We start from the raw sequence: 17,709 nt of genomic DNA, 5'->3' as shown, positions 1-17,709 counted from the left end.
CGCTCCTCAGTACCCCGAGGGCCGTACCAGGCCCGTCTCGTACGCGAAGACCGCCGCCTGGGTGCGGTCCCTGAGGCCGAGCTTCACCAGGATCCTGCCCACGTGGGTCTTCACCGTCTGCTCGGCGACCACCAGCCGCTGGGCGATCTCCGCGTTCGACAGCCCCTGGGCGATCAGGGCGAGCACCTCCGTCTCCCGCTCGGTGAGGTCGCCGACGCGTTCCTTCAGCGGGGCGCGCGGTCTGTCACGCATCCGGGAGAACTCGGTGATCAGCCGGCGCGTGACCCCCGGCGCGAGCAGCGCGTCCCCGGCCGCCACCACCCGGACCGCCTCGGCGAGCTGGTCGGCGGAGGCGTCCTTGAGCAGGAACCCGGAGGCGCCCGCGACCAGCGCCTCGTACACGTACTCGTCGAGGTCGAAGGTGGTCAGCACCAGCACCCTGATGTCCGGGTTCGCCCCGACGATGCGACGGGTGGCCTCGATGCCGCCCAGCTCCGGCATGCGGATGTCCATCAGGACCACGTCCGGGACGAGTTCGGCGACCTTGGACACGGCGTCCAGCCCGTCCACCGCCTGCCCGATCACCTCGATGTCGGCCTGGGTGTTGAGCAGCACGGTGAATCCCTGCCGGACCATCTGCTGGTCGTCGGCGATCACCACGCGGATCACGCCGGGGGTGCCGCTCCCACTCGTCATGCGCTGCCGTCCTCGGGGTAGTAGCTGATGTTCGGGTCGTCGGGGGGTGGCTGATCGGTGCCGTCGGCGGGCAGGAAGGCGGACACCTGGTAGCCGCCGTCCGGCAGTGAGTGCGCGGTCAGGGTGCCGCCGAGCATCGCGACCCGTTCCCGCATGCCGAGCAGTCCGTGGCCCGCGCCCTGCGAGGGCGGCGGCCTGCGCACCGGCGGCGAGTTGACGACCTCCACGCGCACGCCGGTCGGCAGGTGGGTGAGGTGGACCCAGGCGCGGGCGCCCGGCGCGTGCCGCAGCACGTTGCTCAGGGCCTCCTGCACGATCCGGTACGCCGACAGCTCCACTCCCGGCGGCAGCGGCCGCCGGGTGCCGCTGATCTCGACGGCCACGGTCAGTCCCGCCGCCCGGGTGTTCTCCACCAGGGCGTCGATCCGGTCGAGGGTGGGCTGCGGGGCATGCGGGGCGGCGGCCGTGCCGGGCTTGCCGGGTGCGTCGAGTGGTTCGCCCGTCTCCGGGTGCTCGGACCGCAGGACGCCCAGCACCCGGCGCAGCTCGGTGAGGGCCTCCAGCGCGTTCTCCCGGATGCCCGCGAGGTTCTCCTTCAGCTCGTCCGGAGGGTTCTCGACGAGGTGGGGGGCGACCTGGGCCTGGATGGAGATCACGGACATGTGGTGGGCGACCACGTCGTGCAGCTCGCGCGCGATGCGGCTGCGCTCCTCCAGCAGGGTCCGGCGGGCTCTCTCCTCGGCGGTGAGGGAGGTCTGCTGCACCAGCTCCGCACGGGCCTCGCGGCGGCCTCGCAGGGCGATGCCGAGCACGACGACGACGGCGAACAGGACGACCGCGAGCTGGCCGGTGGGCTGGTAGTTCCGCGCGCCGATCAGTCCTTGCAGCACGTAGGTGGCCAGCGTGCTCAGGACCAGGACTTCCACCGCGACGCGCGTGCGCACCCGCAGGGCGAGCAGCAGCAGGACGAACATGTGCGCGATCAGCCCCGCGGAGGTCCACGGCCACATGAATTTGAAGGCCTCGCGCTGCATGAGCACGGCGGAGGCCGCGACCACCGTGGCCGCCAGCGACAGCCACCAGGCCGGGACCGGCCGCCACAGCGCGAGAACCATCGCGGTGGCCTGCCCGAGCGCGATCAGGAAGGCGAACTCCGGGCTCAGTTTGCTGTGGTCGTTGAGCTGGGCGGCATCACCGAGCAGCACACCGAGCGCCGCCAGGCACACGATCCCGTGGGGCAGCCACCGCAGCCACACCGACGGCGGCAGCGGGTCCGCCCGCCAGGTCCACAGGTCGTCGTGCAGCACCTTCAGCAGGTGCTCGATGCGGCCCTTGCCCCGCGGCCGGCTCCCCCCTTGTTTCACCTGGTCCACCCTAGACATGACGGACACCCTCCGTCGCCGCCGATCCCGGTGTGCGGTGCGTGCGGACGACCCGGCCGCGGCGCCGTCCGCCGCGGCGTGCGGGTCCGCGCTCGCAGGATCGGAAGGCGGCCCAGCAGCCCGCCAGGGCCAGCGTGAACACCGGGAGCCACATGAGCCGCGCGGCGACCCAGTCCAGCCCGTCGGGGAGCGTGTGGAGGCCGGGCAGGCGGCCCGCGAGGAGGCCGGTGGCCGTGGTCGCCATCAGCGCCGTCTGGTGCCAGAGGAAGATCGTCATCGCGGAGAGGTTGACCAGCGCTGTCGCCGCCCACGCCACGGGCCGCCGCATCGTGCGCCGCAGTCTCTCGCGCAGCAGCAGCGCCAGGCCGCACTGGGCCAGACCGAAGCTGACGGCGGCCAGCGTCGGCGGGTTCAGGTTCGACACCTCCGCGCCGGGGACGCCGACCATCGAGGCCGGGTAGCCCGCCCAGGCGAGGAGCGCCGCGGTCGCAGCCGTGCCGCCGGTGAGCAGGATCCAGCCCGCGCGGCGACGGTCCAGTTCGCCGCGGGTCCAGGCGGCGCCCAGGGTGTAGGGGACCAGCCAGCCGGCGGCGAGGTTGATCCAGCCGAGCCAGGCAGGGGCGCCGAGCCCGAAGCGGAGCAGGTCGACGTGGAGGACGACGACCAGCGGCCACAGCGGGTGCAGCCGGGTGAGGAGTGGGGTCGCCGCGGTCAGCGCGGCGAAGACCAGGAGGAACCACAGGGGGGACAGGGCCAGTTTCACCAGGGTGTGGACGGTCATGAACTCCGCGCCGGTCACGAGCAGCAGCCCCGCGATCAGCGTCCACAGGGCGAGGACGGCCGCGACCGGGCGGAACAGCCGGGTCAGCCGGGCGGAAAGCCAGCGGCGGTAGGAAACGCCCCGGGCGCGGGCCGACTCGTATCCCCGGGTGGCGACGTGGCCGCCGACCAGGAAGAACACGGCGAGGGTCTGGAAGACCCAGGAGACCGGGGCGAGCCAGGGCATCTCCGCCAGCGGGCTGGCCGCGCGCAGGCTCGCGCCGTCGGCGACCAGGGCCGTGACCAGCCAGTGCCCGAGGACCACACCGAGGATGGCGAAGGCGCGCAGGGCGTCCACGGCCCGGTCCCGGTCCACTGGCGTGGCGGCGTCGACGCGCTCGGCGGTGCGGCGCAGGGTCCGCAGGACGCGCGGGTCAGGGTCAGTCATGGGTCACCTCCGCGGTCTCGCCCAGGGCGATCCGGGCCAGGTTCGTCAAGGAGAGGGAGCCGGGGTCGAAGTAGTCGCTGTGGCCGCCGTCGCCGGCCGCGAAGACCCGGGCTCCGAAGTCCGGGGAGACCGGGTCGGTGCCGAAGCCGACGGTGGTGCCGAAGAGGTCGGCGCTGAGGTGCGGGACGTGCTCCACCCAGTCGTCGGCACCCCGCGCCGCCCAGACCCGGGCCCTGGTGTGCAGCCCGGCGGCCGAGTCGGCGCCGGTGCCGGGGCTGCCGAGCAGGACGACGTCGCTGACGTCCAGGCCGTCCGCCGCCCGGGCGCAGACGACCGAGCCGTAGGAGTGGCAGAGGAGGGCGAGGGAGGTGCCCGGGCCGGTGATGTCACGCAGGTCGTCGACAAGGGCGCGCAGGTCCGGGGCGGCCCGGTCGGCGCGATCGGTGGTGGCGACCGTGGTGCTGACGGTGCCCGGCGTCTCGTAGCCCAGCCAGGCCACGACCGCCGTACCGGTGCCTTCGGGAGCTGTCGCGGCGAGCTGCCGGTGCAGGGCGAGGGCGGCGGCGCGGAACCGGCCGTAGGTGTCGAGGCCGGTGTCGGAGCCCGGTACGAGGACGGCGACGCGGTCGGCGTGGGCGAGGTCGCCGAAGACCTCCGTGGCCAGGCCGGCGCCCCGGCCGTCGAAGGCGAGAAGCTGCCGGGCCGGGTCGGCCATCGCGCGGTCCGCCGCCGCGCGGTGACGGTCGCCGTGGTCGGCGGCCATCCGGGACGCCTCGGCGGCGTTGGCCCGGTTGGCGGCGTACGCCTCCTCCAGCTTGCCGGCCGTGGGGGCCGCGAACGCGGCGGGCGGCGGGGCGGGGACCTCGGGCTGTGCGGCGCCGGAGAGCGGGAGGACCACGGCAGTACAGATGAGCGCGGCGATGACGGTACGGCGCCATCTGTTCGCGCGCCGCCGCCAACGTGCCGTCGTCCCGGGCCCCATGGCCTCTCCCCTCCAGCTAGCCCGCCCATCGGGCTTGCCTGAAAGGGAAGTTATGGATCGAGCCGGGTAACCTGCGTCCCGCTCCGGAGCTCACCTGCCGAGTAGCTCTCAGGTACTACGGGTATGCCCCAAAGCCCTGAGCCCTGAGCCCTGAGCACTGAGCCCTGAGCCACGAGCCGCGACCCACGAGCCACGAGCCACGAGCCCAGAACCCTGAGCCCAGAGTTCCAGAGCACCGGGGCCCGAGTTCACCAAGCCAGCTGCGCGATCTCCTCCGCCACCACCGCGCAGGCGTCCGCCGCCGGGTCGATCAGCGGGAAGTGGCCGACGTCCTCCAGCAGCGTCAAGCCCACCACTTCCCCCGCCTTCGCCGCCGCGTCGGCGTACGCTTCCGCGACCGCCTGTGGCACGTCCACGTCGGCACGCCCCTGCACGAGGGCCGTCGCGATACCGGTGGGCAGCAGCAGGGACGGGTCGGCACAAGGCCGCCGCTCCTCGAAGAACCGCTCCCCGCCGAGGAATTGAAGGGCAGCACCACCGCACACGTCCATCTTCCCGGCGACCCCGAAGTCGGCGATCGGCGCGAGGGCGACCACACCGCGCAGGGGCGCCGGACGGTCCAGGCGCCAGGGCGCGTCGGCGGGCAGCAGGTGCCGGGCCGCCGCCCACAGCGCGAGGTGGCCGCCGGCGGAGTGGCCGGTGAGCACCGTGCGGCCCGGATCGGCCCCGGGGAGGTGCTGCCGTACCAGCGCGGGCAGCGCGTCGAGCGCGGCGGCCACGTCGTCGAAGGTGTCGGGCCAACGCCCGGCGACCGGACCGCCGCCCACGCCCCGGCCACCGCCACCAGCACCGCCACCAGCACCGCCACCGCCACCGCCACCGGCACCGGCACCGGCACCGGCACCGGCACCGGCACCAACTTCCCCCTCAGCACCGCGCCGGTACTCCACACTGGCCACGGCGAATCCCCTGTGGGCCAGGAAGTCCGCGAACGGGCTGACATGGCGGCGGTCGTACGGCGCCCGCCACGAGCCTCCGTGCAGCACCACGACGACGGGGGACGGGCGGCCGCCCGCTCCTCCGGCTCCCCGGGGCGCGTAGAAGTCGATCACCTGGTCGGGATGCTCGCCGTACGCCGCGGTGCTGTCCGGGTCGACCGCCGGACGGGACAGGGCCGATTTCTCCTCCGCGGCGGCCCGCCCGGCCGAGGTGCCCGGTTCTGCGGCGGCGTCCGGCATGCTGCAACCTCTCAGCGACGACACGGTGTTGGCGGACCGGAAGTGGGGATTCGGCCGTTGGCGGGACGGTATCAGGCCGGTGACGTGCGCGAACACGGGGATGTCACGCAGGGTGAGGGAAATGGGCAGGAGCGAACGGTTCAGCGGGCGCCCTACCCCATGAACTCGGGCCGCTCGTACGGCGTCCACCAGGCCGTCAGCCCCCACACCCCCAGCCCGAGCGCGGCCACCGCCACCAGCGCCGCGGCCCACGCCCGGCCGCCCAGCAGACGCAGACCCAGCAGCCACGCGACGGCCGGCACGAGCGCGCCGCCGAACGCGACGAGCGGCAGGTCGACGTACAGCACACTCAGATCGCGGTGCTGCTGCTCGAAACCGCCGGTCACACTGACGCGTGCGTTCGGCGCCCAGGCGAACAGCGCCGTCAGCACGCCGACGACGCTCGCGGCCAGGCATCCGGCGCAGCCACGGGTCCGGTGATCCACATCGTCCATACCCGCGTTCACGCGCCGGAGCCCGCCACCGGTTCCTCAGCCCACTCAGCCCGCAGCGTCCAGCGTCCGGGCCAGCACCCGCGCCGCCCGCTCCACGTCCGCGAACCCGACGTACAACGGAGTGAAGCCGAACCGCAGGACGTCCGGGGCCCGGAAGTCCCCGACCACCCCGCGCTCGATCAGCCGCTTCATCACGTCACCGGCGTCCTCGCAGCGCAGCGAGACCTGGCTCCCCCGCTCGGCGTGCGCCGCGGGCGTCACGGACTCCACCCGGCCGTCCGGCACGTACTCCCCGACGCAGCGCAGGAAGAAGTCCGTCAGCGCCAGCGACTTGGCCCGCACCGCCGCCACCGACACCGCGTCCTCGTCCCACACGTCCAGCGCCGCCTCCAGGGCGAGCAGGGAGAGGATGTCCGGCGTGCCGACCCGGCCGCGCAGGGCACCGGAGGCCGGTTCGTACCCCGGCCGCATGCCGAACGGCTCGGCGTGCGAGTTCCAGCCCGGCAGGGGGGAGTCGAAGCGGGCCTGGAGGTCCCGGCGCACGTAGAGGTAGGCGGGCGAGCCGGGGCCGCCGTTGAGGTACTTGTAGGTGCAGCCGACCGCCAGGTCCACGCCGTGCTCGTCGAGCCCGACCGGCAGCGCGCCCGCGCTGTGGCACAGGTCCCAGACGGCGTACGCGCCCGCCGCGTGCACGGCGGCCGTGAGGGCGGGCAGGTCGTGCAGCCGGCCGGTGCGGTAGTCGACGTGGTTGAGGAGTACGGCGGCCGTACGGTCCCCCAGCGCCGACGGCACCTCGGCCGGGGCGACCGGGCGCAGGGTGCACCCCGTCATCCGGGCGGCGGACTCGGCGATGTACCCGTCCGTGGGGAAGGTGGTGGCGTCCACGAGGATCTCGTCCCGCGCGGGACCGTCCGCTCCGTCCCCTCCGTCCTGCGCCGCCATCCGCACCGCCGCCACCAGCGCCTTGAAGACGTTCACGCTCGTGGAGTCGCCCACCACGACCTGCCCGGCCGCCGCCCCCACCAGCGGGGCGATGCGGTCGCCGATCCGCTCGGGCGCGGTCCACCAGCCGCTCTCCTCCCAGGACCGGATGCGCAGCTCGCCCCACTGGCGGCGCACGACGTCCGCCACGCGGTCGGGAACGTGCGCGGGCAGGGCGCCCAGCGAGTTGCCGTCCAGGTACGTCACGTCGTCGAGGACGAACCGCTCGCGCACCGCGGCCAGCCCGTCGGCGGCGTCCAGCTTCCCGGCCTCGCCGGCGAGATCGAGCGCCTCGGACACAAGACCTCGCTCAGACGTAAGACCTCGCTCAGACATAGGACCTCGCCGTCCACAGCTCGGGGAACACGTTGCCGCGGGCCCGCTTCTCCAGCCAGGCCACCCCGGCGGAGCCGCCCGTGCCCGTCTTCGAGCCCATCGCGCGGCGGGTGGCGACCAGGTGGTCGTTGCGCCAGCGCCACACCAGCTCGGCGACGTCGGTGAGGGCCTCGCCGAGGCGGGCCAGCTCGCCGTTCTGGTCACCGGAGTAAACGGCCGTCCAGGCGGCCTCCACCTCGGGCGCCGCCTCGTACTTCTTGGTGACGTCGCGCTGGAGCACCGCGTCGGGGATGTCGTACCCGCGCCGGGCGAGCAGCCGGACCACCTCGTCGTACAGGCTCGGCTCGTGCAGCGCCTTCTCCAGCTCGGCGTGGACGCGCGGGGCGCCGCGGTGCGGGACGAGCATGGACGCGGACTTGTCGCCGAGCAGGAACTCCAGGCGGCGGTACATGGCCGACTGGAAGCCGGAACCCTCGCCGAGGGCGCTGCGGTAGGAGTTGAACTGGGCGGGCGTGAGGCCCGCGAGCGGCGTCCAGGAGGCGTTCAGCGCCTCCAGCTCCCGCACCGAACGCTTCAGCGCGTCCCTCGCCACGTCGGTCCGGTCCTCGCGCAGGGCGCGGGCCGCGGTCTCCCACTCGTGGACGACGACGGTGAACCACAGCTCCATGACCTGGGTCGTGACCAGGAAGACCATCTCTCCGGGATCGTCGGAGAGGGTGTGCTGGAGATGGGTGAGCACGTCCGCCTTGACGTAGTCCTCGTACGGCGTGCTGCCCTCGAAGTCGAGATTCGGGGCGTCGTGGGACATTTCTGTCTCCTGATGGCACTACGGGTAGCGGTCCGCCCTGCCGTTACCGGCACGGGGCCCCGGTCCCCACACGGCATCCTCCGCAATCGTCGCAGGAAACCGCAAGGCCCGCCCGCGCACGGCGGACGGGCCTTGCGGCACGGGCGCGGTTCAGCCCAGGACCTCGGCCGCCTCCGGCGAGGAGTCCTTCAGGAACTGGCTGCAGCGCTCGTACTCCTCCTTCTCGCCGATCGCCTGGGCGGCGCGGGCGAGGGCGTGCAGGGCGCGCAGGAAGCCGCGGTTCGGCTCGTGGCTCCAGGGGACCGGTCCGTGGCCCTTCCAGCCGTTGCGGCGCAGGGAGTCCAGGCCGCGGTGGTAGCCCGTACGGGCGTACGCGTACGACTCCACGACGCCGCCCCGCTCGTACGCCTCGTCGGCCAGCCGGGCCCAGGCCAGCGAGGACGTCGGGTACTTCGCGGCGACGTCGGCGGCCGAGGTCCCGCCGGCCAGCAGCTCGCGCGGACCGGGGTCGTCGGGGAGGTGGGTCGGGGGCGGTCCCCCGAGGAGGTTCTCGTGAATGGCCATGGCACAAGTCTGCGGCATGGGCGCGCGAACGCCGGAGCGGGTCGCGCACGTTCCGGTCAGGGACGGCCGTCCCGCTCCCCCTCCAGTGGCGGCACCGCCACCGAGCCGTGCGTGCGGCACTCCGGCCTGCGGTAGTCCGGGGCCGGGCGGCGCACGGTGGTGACGGCGACGAGGGAGCCCGCCACCAGCACGCCCGCGCAGATCAGCATGGCCGGGCCGAACGCGTCGTCGAAGGCGTCCGGCCTCCGGTACGCCTCCTCCCCCATCCCGGTGAGCAGCGGCAGCGCGGCCACCGCGACGAGCCCGGCGGCACGGGCCGCGGCGTTGTTGACGCCGCTGGCGAGCCCCGCGCGGGCGGTGTCCACGGAGGCCAGCACGGTCGCCGTCAGCGGTGCCACCAGGGTGACCATGCCCAGGCCGAGCACCAGCAGCGCGGGCAGCACGTCGGCGAGGTACGAGGCGCCCGGACCGACCCGCAGCATCAGCAGCATCCCGGCCGCGCACAGCAGCGGGCCGACGGTGAGCTGGAGGCGCGGGCCGACGCGCTCGCCGAGTTCGCCGGAGCGCGCGGAGAGCAGCAGCATCAGCAGGGTGGTGGGCAGCAGCGCCGTACCGGCGGCCAGCGCCGACCAGCCGACGACGACCTGGAGCTGGAGCGCGGCCAGGAAGAAGAAGCCCCCGAAGGCCGCGTAGACGCACAGGGTGACCAGGTTGACCGCGGTGAACTGGCGGGAGGCGAAGATGTCCGGCGGCATCATCGGATCGGGGCGGCGCCGCTCGACGACGACGAAGGCCACCGCCGCGGCCACCCCCGCCAGGGCACTGACCGCCACCGCCCAGGACGCCGTGCGCGCCTCGATCAGGGCGTACGTGAGCAGCCCGAGGGCCGCGGCGCCGAGGACGGCGCCGAGCACGTCGAAGCGGCCGTGGGCGCGCTCGTCCGACGACTCGGGCACGTGGCGCACGGCGACCGGCGCGCAGAGCAGGGCCAGGGGGACGTTGAGGAGGAACACCCAGCGCCAGCCCGGACCGTCCACCAGCCAGCCCCCGACGAACGGGCCCACCGCCGCGCCGACGCCCCCGAACCCCGACCACAGGCCCACCGCCCGGCCCCGGTCGTCCGGGTGGAAGGACGCCTGGATGAGGGCCAGCGACCCGGGGGTGAGCAGGGCGCCGCCGATACCCTGGAGGGCGCGGGCGGCGATCAGGACGCCGGCGTTCGGAGCGAGACCGCACAGCAGGGACGCGGCGGCGAACCAGAGCACGCCGAGCACGAAGATCCGGCGCCGCCCGAAGCGGTCGCCGAGCGCCCCGCCGAGGAGGATCAGCCCGGCCAGCGTGACCATGTAGGCGTTGACGGTCCACTGGAGCGCGGCGAGGTCCGTGTCGAGGTCGCGGCCGATGCGGGGCAGCGCGACGTTGACGACGGTCGAGTCCAGCATCGCCATGCCGGAGCCGAGGACGGTGGTCAGCAGAATCCATCTGCCTTGCGGTGCGGCCAGCCGGACGTCGGGCATGGTCCCAGGTATACAGCGAGCCCGGCGCTCGGGCGCCGGGCTCGCCGTACACGGCCGTGCAGGCCGGGTGTTACTTGATCTTCTGGCCCGCCGAGCGCAGGTGCCCGCAGGCCTCGACGACGCGCGCGGCCATGCCGGCCTCGGCCAGCTTGCCCCAGGTGCGCGGGTCGTAGGTCTTCTTGTTGCCGACCTCGCCGTCGACCTTCAGGACGCCGTCGTAGTTGCGGAACATGTGGTCGGCGACCGGACGCGTGAAGGCGTACTGGGTGTCCGTGTCGATGTTCATCTTGACCACGCCGTTCTCCAGCGCGGTCGCGATCTCCTCGGCGGAGGAGCCGGAACCGCCGTGGAAGACGAAGTCGAACGGCTTGCTGCCGGCCGGCTGACCGTACTTCGCGGCGATGCCCTCGTTCAGCTCCTTGAGCAGCTCGGGGCGGAGCACGACGTTGCCCGGCTTGTACACGCCGTGCACGTTGCCGAAGGAGGCGGCGAGCAGGTAGCGGCCCTTCTCGCCCAGGCCCAGGGCCTCGACGGTGCGGACCGCGTCGTCGACCGTCGTGTAGAGGGAGTCGTTGATCTCGTGGGAGACGCCGTCCTCCTCGCCGCCGGTCGGGGTGATCTCGACCTCGAGGACGATCCTGGCGGCGCGGGCGCGCTCCAGGAGCTCCTGGGCGATGGAGAGGTTGTCGGACAGGGTCTCGGCGGAGCCGTCCCACATGTGCGACTGGAAGAGCGGGTTGCGGCCGGCCTTGACGCGCTCCTCGGAGACCGCGAGCAGCGGACGCACGTACCCGTCGAGCTTGTCCTTCGGGCAGTGGTCCGTGTGCAGCGCGACGGTGACGTCGTACTTCTCGGCGACGATGTGCGCGAACTCGGCGAGGGCGACGGCGCCGGTCACCATGTCCTTGCTGTGCTGGCCGCCCAGGAACTCGGCGCCGCCGGTGGAGATCTGGACGATGCCGTCGCTCTCCGCCTCCGCGAAACCGCGCAGGGCCGCGTGCAGCGTCTGGGAGGAGGTCACGTTGATGGCCGGGTAGGCGAACTTTCCTGCCTTCGCCCGGTCCAGCATCTCGTTGTAGACCTCGGGAGTTGCGATGGGCATCTGTCCGCTCCTTGTATGTGCGGGTGGGCTTGATACGTGCTTCGGCCCTGACCTAGACCATGGGGGGCGACGTCATCGTCGGCCCCATCCTTCCAGACGAACCGGGATACTCCGAGTGGACGTCCTGGAAGGGGCTCAGTCGAGGCCCAGCTCGTCCTTGTCGTACGCGTACCGGTACGGCACCGAGGCGCCCTGCTCGATCTTCTCGGCGGCACCCGTCGCCCGGTCGACGATCGTGGCGACGGCGACGACCTCGGCACCGGCCTCGCGCACCGCCTCGACGGCGGTGAGCGGGGAGCCGCCGGTGGTGGAGGTGTCCTCGACGACCAGGACGCGGCGGCCCTCGATGTCCGGGCCCTCGACGCGGCGCTGCAGCCCGTGCGCCTTGGCGGCCTTGCGGACGACGAACGCGTCCAGCTTCCGGCCCCGCGCGGCGGCGGCGTGCAGCATGCTCGCGGCGACCGGGTCGGCGCCCATGGTCAGCCCGCCGACCGCGTCGAACTCCAGGTCGGCCGTCAGGTCCAGCAGCACCTGCCCGACCAGCGGCGCGGCCTCGCCGTCCAGGGTGATGCGGCGCAGGTCCACGTAGTAGTCGGCCTCGAGACCCGAGGAGAGGGTCACCTTGCCGTGCACCACGGCCTTGTCCTTGATCTGCTGCAGCAGCGCCGCGCGTACGTCCGTCATGCCCCCAAGCTTAGAGCCGGGTCCAGCGCCAGGTCGTGGTGGCCTCCAACGGCTCCAGGGGCGTGACCAGGCGCGGGAGGGTGTTCAGGCCGTCGGGCGGGCCGGTCTGCGGCTCCACGCAGACGGCGGTCTCCTGCTCGTCGTAGACCACGGCCCACTGCTCGGGGCTGGTCACCCTCAGCTCCAGCCGACCCGGCCAGGTCAGGGTGACGTCGACTCCGTCGGGCATGCCGAAGCAGTCGTCCCAGGGTCCCGGCTTCGGGTCGGTCCGGTTGCCGGTGGGCAGGTGGTCGTCGCCGCGCTCCTCCTGCCAGGCGGGGTCGAAGGCGATCGCCACGTCCGCGCCGTCGAGGGTGCGGTTGAACCAGGGGTGCCAGCCGAGCTGCGCCGGGAAGGACGACTCGTACGTCTCGACCGACATCGTCAGCGTCAGCGCGTCCCCGGTGAGGGCGATCACCTGGGTGACGCGGCCGGGGTAGGGCCAGGGGTCGGTGAGGTCGTACGTGAGGACCGTCTCGCCGTCGGTGACGCGGGCGGTGCGCCAGGCGGCGTCGCGGGCGGTGCCGTGGATGGCGTGCGGCGGGGAGTTCAGCGGCATCTGGTGGACGACCGCGCCGTCCCGGAAGCGGCCCTCGCGGATGCGGCCGCACCAGGGGACCATCGGGAAGCAGCCGTAGCGCTCGCCCTGGCGGAGCAGTTCCGTGCCGCCGACGCGCAGCCCGCCGATCCGGCCGCCGTTGCCCGGCAGCACGGTCGCCTCCGCGTCACCCGCGGTCAGCGTGATGGGTTCGTTGCTCACGCCACGACCCTACTGGGGCGATCAAGGGCGCCCCAGTCGGTCGGCGCCGTTCAGTGGCGCCGTTCAATGGCGCCGTTCAATGGCGTCGCTCAGCCGCGTCCGTTCAGCGCCGCCGTTCAGCCGCGTCCGTTCAGCGCCGCCTGCGCAGCGCGCGGCCCACGACGATCGCCGACGCCACCACCAGCGCCGCCGCCGGTGCGGCCCAGCGCAGGGAGGTGCCGGCCACGCCCGCCTGCGGCGCGGGGACGGGGGCGTACCGGCCGCGCGGCGGGGCGTGGTCCACCTCCTCGGCGCTGCGGCCGATCATCGTACGGCGCGCGTGCGCGGCCTCGGCGGGGGGCGGCTCGGGGACTTCCGGGGTGCCGGGCGCCCGCGGCCCGGCCTGAGTCTCCGCCTCTGCCTCCGCCTCTCCCTCTGCCTCTGCCTCCGCTTCGTCCGCAAGGGAGGACGGAGGGACCTCGGTGTCGAAGACGGAGACGTGCTCGGGGTCGGGCCCCTGTCGGGGCCGGGCTTCGGCCTCGGGCTCGGGCTCGGGCTGCTGGCCCGGCCCGGCCTCGGGTTCCTGCTCGGGCTTCGCCTCCTGCTCCGCCGCCCGGCCCAGGTTCTCCGCGAAGCGGGTGAGCAGCCTCGTCGTCGCCGACGTCACCGCGTCCGCCGGGAGCTCCGTGACCCGTCCGTCCGCCGTGGCCGTCCCGGCGATCACCAGGGTGCAGCCGCCGTCCGCGTCCGCCACCCGGAGCGTCAGCGCGAGCGCGACCGTGCCGGTGCCGCGCGACTCGGTGGCATCGCCCTCGACGGCGTACGTGCCGTCGTCCCGGGCGGTCAGGCGCAGTGCGCCCCGGTAGGTGATGGAGTGGCTGCCGACGCGCACCTTCAGCCGCCCCGTGACGGGCTCGGCACCGGCGTCCTGCTGGAGCCCCGGAAGGGCCCGCGCCACCCGGGCGGGGTCGGCCAGCGCGTCCCCGAGCCGCGCGGCCGGAACCGGAACGAACACCTCATGCTCCATGTCACGGCACCCTACCCAGCGGGCGCCCGGCCCACCCCCCGTCGGCACGAAGTCGTCCGCCGCCTCACGTACCTCCCGTACCCCCGGGCGTCACCAGTCCCGTCTCGTACGCCACCACCACCGCCTGGGCCCTGCTGGTCAGGCCCAGCTTGGTCATCGTCCGGTTGAGGTGGGTCTTCACCGTGGCCTCGCTGATGAAGAGCCGGTCGGCGGCCTCGGCGTTGCTCAGGCCGCGGGCGACCAGCTTCAGCACCTCGGCCTCGCGTCCGGTCAGCGCCGTCAGCCCGGGCGGGGACGCGGCGTCCGGCGCGCTCCGCGGTCCGGTGTCCGGCATCCGCGTGAACGCCTCCACCAGGCGCCGGGTGACCGCCGGGGCGAACAGCGCGTCGCCGCCGTGCACCGCGGTGACGGCCGCGAGCAGCCGTTCGGGGCCGGCGTCCTTGAGCAGGAAGCCGGAGGCGCCGGCGCGCAGGGCGCCGTACACGTACTCGTCGAGGTCGAAGGTGGTCAGGACCAGGACCCGGGGGGCGGGGTCCACCGCCTCGGCGAGGATCTGCTCGGTCGCCCGGATGCCGGTCATGCCGGGCATGCGGATGTCCATGAGGACGACGTCCGGCCGGGTCCGCGCGGCCAGCGCCACCGCCTCGGCCCCGTCGGCGGCCTCGCCGACGACCTCCATGCCGGGGGCCGCGCGCAGCAGCGCGGCGAGTCCGCTGCGGACGAGGAACTGGTCGTCCACGACGAGCAGCCTGATCGGGTCCGGTTCGGTCATTCGTGGACGACGTCTCCCCGGCGTGCGGTCTGTACCGGCGTCGGCAGGGTCAGGCGCACGCCGAATCCCCCCTCGCTGCGCGGGCCGACGGCGATCGTCCCGCCGTAGAGCTTGGCCCGCTCCCGCATTCCGATCAAGCCATGGCCCCCGCGCTCGGGGATTGTGTCCGGATCCACCCCCTCCCGGGCCGTCCCGCCGCGCCCGTCGTCGGTCACCGACACCGCCACCTCGCCCGCGCGGTAGGAGAGTTCGACGTCGGCGTGCGCGCCGGGCGCGTGCTTGAGCACGTTGGTGAGGGCCTCCTGCACCACCCGGTAGACGCACAGCTGCACGCCGGGCGGCAGGGGGCGCGGGGTGCCCGTGACGTGCAGGTCGACGCCTACGCCGCCGGTGCGCACCCGGGCGACCATCTCGTCGAGCTGGTCGAGGCCGGGAGCGGGGGCGCCGTCCGCGCCCTGGACGCCGTCGGCCCGCAGCAGGCCCAGCATGCGGCGCAGTTCGGCGAGGGCCTCGCCGCTGGCCCCCTCGATGGTGTCGAGGGCGTCGCGGGCGGTGCGGGCGTCGGTGTGGAAGACGAAGCGGGCGAGACCGGTCTGGACGTTGATGACGGCGATGTGGTGGGCGACCACGTCGTGCAGTTCCCGCGCGATGCGCACGCGTTCCCCGGCCACCTCACGGCGGGCCCGGTCGGCCTGTTCGGCCCGCAGCCGACGGGTGAGTTCGGCGGTGCGGCGGGCGACGTACCCGAACCGCCACAGCACCAGCGGGAAGCCCACGGCCTGCCCCACGACCGACGCCATCGCCTCGGCGTCGCTGACCACCCCGGCGTAGATCCAGACACCCGCGAGCAGTGCGGCGCAGCCGGCGGCGGTGCGGGTGGGGCGGAGGGAGGCGACGGTGTAGACGGCGAGCATGGGGCCGAAGGAGCCGACCACGGGCCAGTAGCCGAGGGTGACGTAGACCGCCCAGCAGGCGTGCGCGGCGAGGCAGACGGTGACGGGGGCGCGGGTGCGCAGGGCGAGCGGGAGGGTCACCAGGGCGACGAGGGTCCAGGCGAGCGGGTCGAGCGCGGGCCACCCCTGGGCGACGGCCTCGGTGCCGAGCAGTACGGCCACGGTCGTGAGCGCCGCGGCGATCAGGCCGTCGGCCGCCAGGGGGTGCAGGCGCATTGCCGCAGCGTAGAACCGCCCGCCCGGTGGCGGCGTCATCCTTCCGCCGTACCGCGGAAGTTGCAGGAACCGGCGGCCTACCGCGCTGGGTCGACCCCCATGTCCACCCGCTGCGGGATTCGGGTACGGGCGGGGCGGCCGTAGGTTCTCGGTGCGAACGATCCGCAGGGGGGTGTGGCGGTCCGTCCCGGTCCCGGGGGAGGGGCGGACCGTCGCACGGGCGGATGTCCGCGCTGGAACGGGGGTCCGGCGTCAGTAGCGGGGATGCACCAGTGTCGACGGCGGCAGGTCCGCGGTCCGGGTGCGCAAGGCGGCGCGGGCGGCCCGGGCCAGGGACTCGTTCGTGAGGGTGCGCGGGCGGGGAGCCGCCGGGTCGAGGCGCAGTCCGGGGGGTCTGCGGGCGGCCAGGAGGAAACCCCAGTCGCGGGGGGCGTGCCCGCCGACGGCGGTCGTGCGGTCCGGGCCTGCCGCGTCGCCGGAACCTGCCGCATCGCCGGAGCCTGCCGCGCCGCCGGTACCCGAGGCGCCGACGCGGTAGGGGGCGGTCCGCAGGCCGGCCGCCCGCAGTGTCGCGTCCACCGTCCAGAAGGTCCGGGGGCGGGCGGACACGGGTCCGGCGTGCACCACGAGCCGCCCGCCGGGGGCGAGCACCCGGCGCAGCAGCCCGTAGAACTCCAGCGAGTACAGCTTGGTGCCCGCCGTGACGCCCGGGTCGGGCAGGTCCGAGATCACCACGTCGTACGTCCCGGTGGGCGTCGTGCGCAGCCGGCGGAAGGCGTCAGCCCCGACGACGCGAACCCGGGAGTCGCCGTAGGCGTGCTCGTTCAGCGCGGACAGGCCGGGATCGTGCCGGGCCAGCCGGGTCAGCTCGGGGTCGAACTCGACGACGTCGACGCGGCGCACGTCGCGGTGGCGCAGCACCTCCCGCACGGCGAGGCCGTCGCCGCCGCCCAGGACCAGCACGCGGGCGCGCTCACCGCTCATGGCGGGGTGCACCAGCGCCTCGTGATAGCGCCGCCCGTCGTCGGCGCCGACCCGCAGCCGGCCGTCCAGGAACAGCGCGAGGGGCCGGCCGTCGGTGTCGCCGGTGAGGACCACCTCCTGTACGCCGGTCCGGACGGCCACACGGACGTCCTGGCCGTAGACGGCGTGCCGGGCGGCGCGTTCGAAGTCGTCGGCGAGGAGGGTCGCGGTGGCGAGGAGGGCGAGGACCACGGCATTGGCGGTCAGCAGCAGCCAGCGGGCCCTGCGGGACAAGTCCCGGTGGAACAGGCCGAGCACCAGGGCGGCGCCGACCACCGCGTTGACGGTGCCGGTGACCAGCGCGCCGGTCAGCTGGCCGAGGAAGGGCAGCAGCACGAAGGGGAAGGCGAGGCCGCCGACGAGCGCGCCGACGTAGTCCGCGGCGAACAGGTCGGCGACGGCGCCGCCCGCGTCCTGGCGGCGTACCCGCTGGATCAGCTCCATCAGCAGCGGCACCTCGGCGCCGATCAGCACGCCGATGACAAGCGAGAAGGCGACCAGGAGGAAGCGCGGGCCGTCGGCCCACATCCCGCCCCAGCCGCCGGTCCAGGCGAAGACGGCGTAGAGCACCATCGCGCTGGAGCCGCCGACGAGGGCGAGGACGGCCTCGACCGCGCCGAAGCCCGCCGCCGCGAACCGGCGCAGCCGCTTGGCGGCGAGCGAACCGAGGCCCATGGCGAAGACCATGACGGACAGCACGACGGACGCCTGGGTGACCGAGTCGCCGATCAGGTACGAGGCGAGGGCGACGAGTTCGAGTTCGTACACGAGCCCGCAGGCCGCGCAGACGAACACACCCGACAGCACCAGGAACCGCCCGGTGGCCGGCCGGACGGGCAGCCGCGCGGGCGCGCCCCGGGTGGGCGGCGAGGGCGGCGTGCCGGGGCCGCCCTCGCCGCCCCAGGACGGCGGAGAGCCGGGTGGGGCGGGCGCGTGCGGTTCGATCACG

The 17,709-nt window shown here is 74.2% G+C and carries 17 protein-coding genes; all 17 read right to left on the bottom strand.

Going from position 1 to position 17,709, the window contains the following annotated elements; all coding sequences use genetic code 11:
* Positions 1-6: 6 nt before the first annotated feature.
* The gene (locus M6G08_RS09260; RefSeq protein WP_217250785.1) at positions 7-696 is read right to left on the bottom strand and encodes a response regulator; all 690 of its coding nucleotides are present in this window, start codon (positions 694-696) and stop codon (positions 7-9) included.
* Positions 693-2,078, bottom strand: a complete 1,386-nt coding sequence (locus M6G08_RS09255) for a sensor histidine kinase (protein ID WP_272586695.1) — start codon at positions 2,076-2,078, stop codon at positions 693-695. Before M6G08_RS09255 ends, M6G08_RS09260 begins: the two co-directional genes overlap by 4 nt.
* Positions 2,071-3,285 (bottom strand): acyltransferase family protein, encoded by a 1,215-nt coding sequence (locus M6G08_RS09250; RefSeq protein WP_272586694.1) that lies wholly within the window; start codon positions 3,283-3,285, stop codon positions 2,071-2,073. Before M6G08_RS09250 ends, M6G08_RS09255 begins: the two co-directional genes overlap by 8 nt.
* Complete coding sequence (locus M6G08_RS09245; RefSeq protein ID WP_272586693.1) at positions 3,278-4,267, bottom strand: alpha/beta hydrolase; 990 nt, start codon at positions 4,265-4,267, stop codon at positions 3,278-3,280. Before M6G08_RS09245 ends, M6G08_RS09250 begins: the two co-directional genes overlap by 8 nt.
* A 248-nt stretch (positions 4,268-4,515) precedes the next feature.
* Positions 4,516-5,505: an alpha/beta hydrolase fold domain-containing protein gene (locus tag M6G08_RS09240; RefSeq protein ID WP_272586692.1), complete on the bottom strand. Its 990-nt coding sequence runs from the start codon at positions 5,503-5,505 to the stop codon at positions 4,516-4,518.
* 152 nt (positions 5,506-5,657) lie between these two features.
* Positions 5,658-5,999 (bottom strand): hypothetical protein, encoded by a 342-nt coding sequence (locus M6G08_RS09235; protein WP_073726428.1) that lies wholly within the window; start codon positions 5,997-5,999, stop codon positions 5,658-5,660.
* A gap of 45 nt (positions 6,000-6,044) precedes the next feature.
* A complete protein-coding gene (kynU, locus tag M6G08_RS09230) occupies positions 6,045-7,280 on the bottom strand; it encodes a kynureninase (protein ID WP_272586691.1) in 1,236 nt (411 codons plus the stop codon).
* Between the two features lie 28 nt (positions 7,281-7,308).
* On the bottom strand, positions 7,309-8,124 hold the full coding sequence (locus M6G08_RS09225; protein ID WP_272586690.1) for a tryptophan 2,3-dioxygenase family protein: 816 nt from the start codon (positions 8,122-8,124) through the stop codon (positions 7,309-7,311).
* Positions 8,125-8,274: 150 nt separating this feature from the next.
* Positions 8,275-8,688 carry a DUF3151 domain-containing protein gene (locus M6G08_RS09220; protein WP_073726422.1) on the bottom strand — a complete coding sequence of 138 codons (414 nt, stop codon included), beginning with the start codon at positions 8,686-8,688 and terminating at the stop codon, positions 8,275-8,277.
* A gap of 56 nt (positions 8,689-8,744) precedes the next feature.
* The gene (locus M6G08_RS09215) at positions 8,745-10,205 is read right to left on the bottom strand and encodes an MFS transporter (protein WP_272586689.1); all 1,461 of its coding nucleotides are present in this window, start codon (positions 10,203-10,205) and stop codon (positions 8,745-8,747) included.
* 70 nt (positions 10,206-10,275) lie between these two features.
* On the bottom strand, positions 10,276-11,307 hold the full coding sequence (fbaA, locus tag M6G08_RS09210) for a class II fructose-bisphosphate aldolase (protein WP_272586688.1): 1,032 nt from the start codon (positions 11,305-11,307) through the stop codon (positions 10,276-10,278).
* A gap of 135 nt (positions 11,308-11,442) precedes the next feature.
* Positions 11,443-11,991 (bottom strand): orotate phosphoribosyltransferase, encoded by a 549-nt coding sequence (gene pyrE, locus M6G08_RS09205; RefSeq protein WP_272586687.1) that lies wholly within the window; start codon positions 11,989-11,991, stop codon positions 11,443-11,445.
* Between the two features lie 10 nt (positions 11,992-12,001).
* A complete protein-coding gene (locus M6G08_RS09200) occupies positions 12,002-12,790 on the bottom strand; it encodes an aldose epimerase family protein (RefSeq protein ID WP_272586686.1) in 789 nt (262 codons plus the stop codon).
* A gap of 130 nt (positions 12,791-12,920) precedes the next feature.
* On the bottom strand, positions 12,921-13,796 hold the full coding sequence (locus M6G08_RS09195) for an SRPBCC family protein (RefSeq protein WP_272586685.1): 876 nt from the start codon (positions 13,794-13,796) through the stop codon (positions 12,921-12,923).
* A gap of 64 nt (positions 13,797-13,860) precedes the next feature.
* The gene (locus tag M6G08_RS09190) at positions 13,861-14,568 is read right to left on the bottom strand and encodes a response regulator (RefSeq protein ID WP_272586684.1); all 708 of its coding nucleotides are present in this window, start codon (positions 14,566-14,568) and stop codon (positions 13,861-13,863) included.
* Positions 14,565-15,737, bottom strand: coding sequence for a sensor histidine kinase (locus M6G08_RS09185; RefSeq protein WP_272586683.1), 1,173 nt, complete (start codon positions 15,735-15,737; stop codon positions 14,565-14,567). Before M6G08_RS09185 ends, M6G08_RS09190 begins: the two co-directional genes overlap by 4 nt.
* 252 nt (positions 15,738-15,989) lie before the next feature.
* Positions 15,990-17,708, bottom strand: coding sequence for a polyamine aminopropyltransferase (locus tag M6G08_RS09180; protein ID WP_272586682.1), 1,719 nt, complete (start codon positions 17,706-17,708; stop codon positions 15,990-15,992).
* Position 17,709: the final 1 nt, after the last annotated feature.

Source organism: Streptomyces sp. M92 (assembly GCF_028473745.1).
Taxonomy (GTDB): domain Bacteria; phylum Actinomycetota; class Actinomycetes; order Streptomycetales; family Streptomycetaceae; genus Streptomyces.
Note: the sequence above shows the minus strand (reverse complement) of the source record. Positions and strands in the feature narration are given on the sequence as shown.

What these genes read in the sequence shown, in the direction of transcription:
- M6G08_RS09250 (WP_272586694.1), bottom strand. Translation starts at nt 3,285, where the DNA reads ATGACTGACCCTGACCCGCGCGTCCTGCGGACCCTGCGCCGCACCGCC.
- M6G08_RS09195 (WP_272586685.1), bottom strand. Translation starts at nt 13,796, where the DNA reads ATGGAGCATGAGGTGTTCGTTCCGGTTCCGGCCGCGCGGCTCGGGGAC.
- M6G08_RS09220 (WP_073726422.1), bottom strand. Translation starts at nt 8,688, where the DNA reads ATGGCCATTCACGAGAACCTCCTCGGGGGACCGCCCCCGACCCACCTC.
- M6G08_RS09185 (WP_272586683.1), bottom strand. Translation starts at nt 15,737, where the DNA reads ATGCGCCTGCACCCCCTGGCGGCCGACGGCCTGATCGCCGCGGCGCTC.
- M6G08_RS09235 (WP_073726428.1), bottom strand. Translation starts at nt 5,999, where the DNA reads ATGGACGATGTGGATCACCGGACCCGTGGCTGCGCCGGATGCCTGGCC.
- M6G08_RS09240 (WP_272586692.1), bottom strand. Translation starts at nt 5,505, where the DNA reads ATGCCGGACGCCGCCGCAGAACCGGGCACCTCGGCCGGGCGGGCCGCC.
- M6G08_RS09245 (WP_272586693.1), bottom strand. Translation starts at nt 4,267, where the DNA reads ATGGGGCCCGGGACGACGGCACGTTGGCGGCGGCGCGCGAACAGATGG.
- M6G08_RS09225 (WP_272586690.1), bottom strand. Translation starts at nt 8,124, where the DNA reads ATGTCCCACGACGCCCCGAATCTCGACTTCGAGGGCAGCACGCCGTAC.
- M6G08_RS09190 (WP_272586684.1), bottom strand. Translation starts at nt 14,568, where the DNA reads ATGACCGAACCGGACCCGATCAGGCTGCTCGTCGTGGACGACCAGTTC.
- M6G08_RS09255 (WP_272586695.1), bottom strand. Translation starts at nt 2,078, where the DNA reads ATGTCTAGGGTGGACCAGGTGAAACAAGGGGGGAGCCGGCCGCGGGGC.
- M6G08_RS09215 (WP_272586689.1), bottom strand. Translation starts at nt 10,205, where the DNA reads ATGCCCGACGTCCGGCTGGCCGCACCGCAAGGCAGATGGATTCTGCTG.
- M6G08_RS09260 (WP_217250785.1), bottom strand. Translation starts at nt 696, where the DNA reads ATGACGAGTGGGAGCGGCACCCCCGGCGTGATCCGCGTGGTGATCGCC.
- pyrE (WP_272586687.1), bottom strand. Translation starts at nt 11,991, where the DNA reads ATGACGGACGTACGCGCGGCGCTGCTGCAGCAGATCAAGGACAAGGCC.
- fbaA (WP_272586688.1), bottom strand. Translation starts at nt 11,307, where the DNA reads ATGCCCATCGCAACTCCCGAGGTCTACAACGAGATGCTGGACCGGGCG.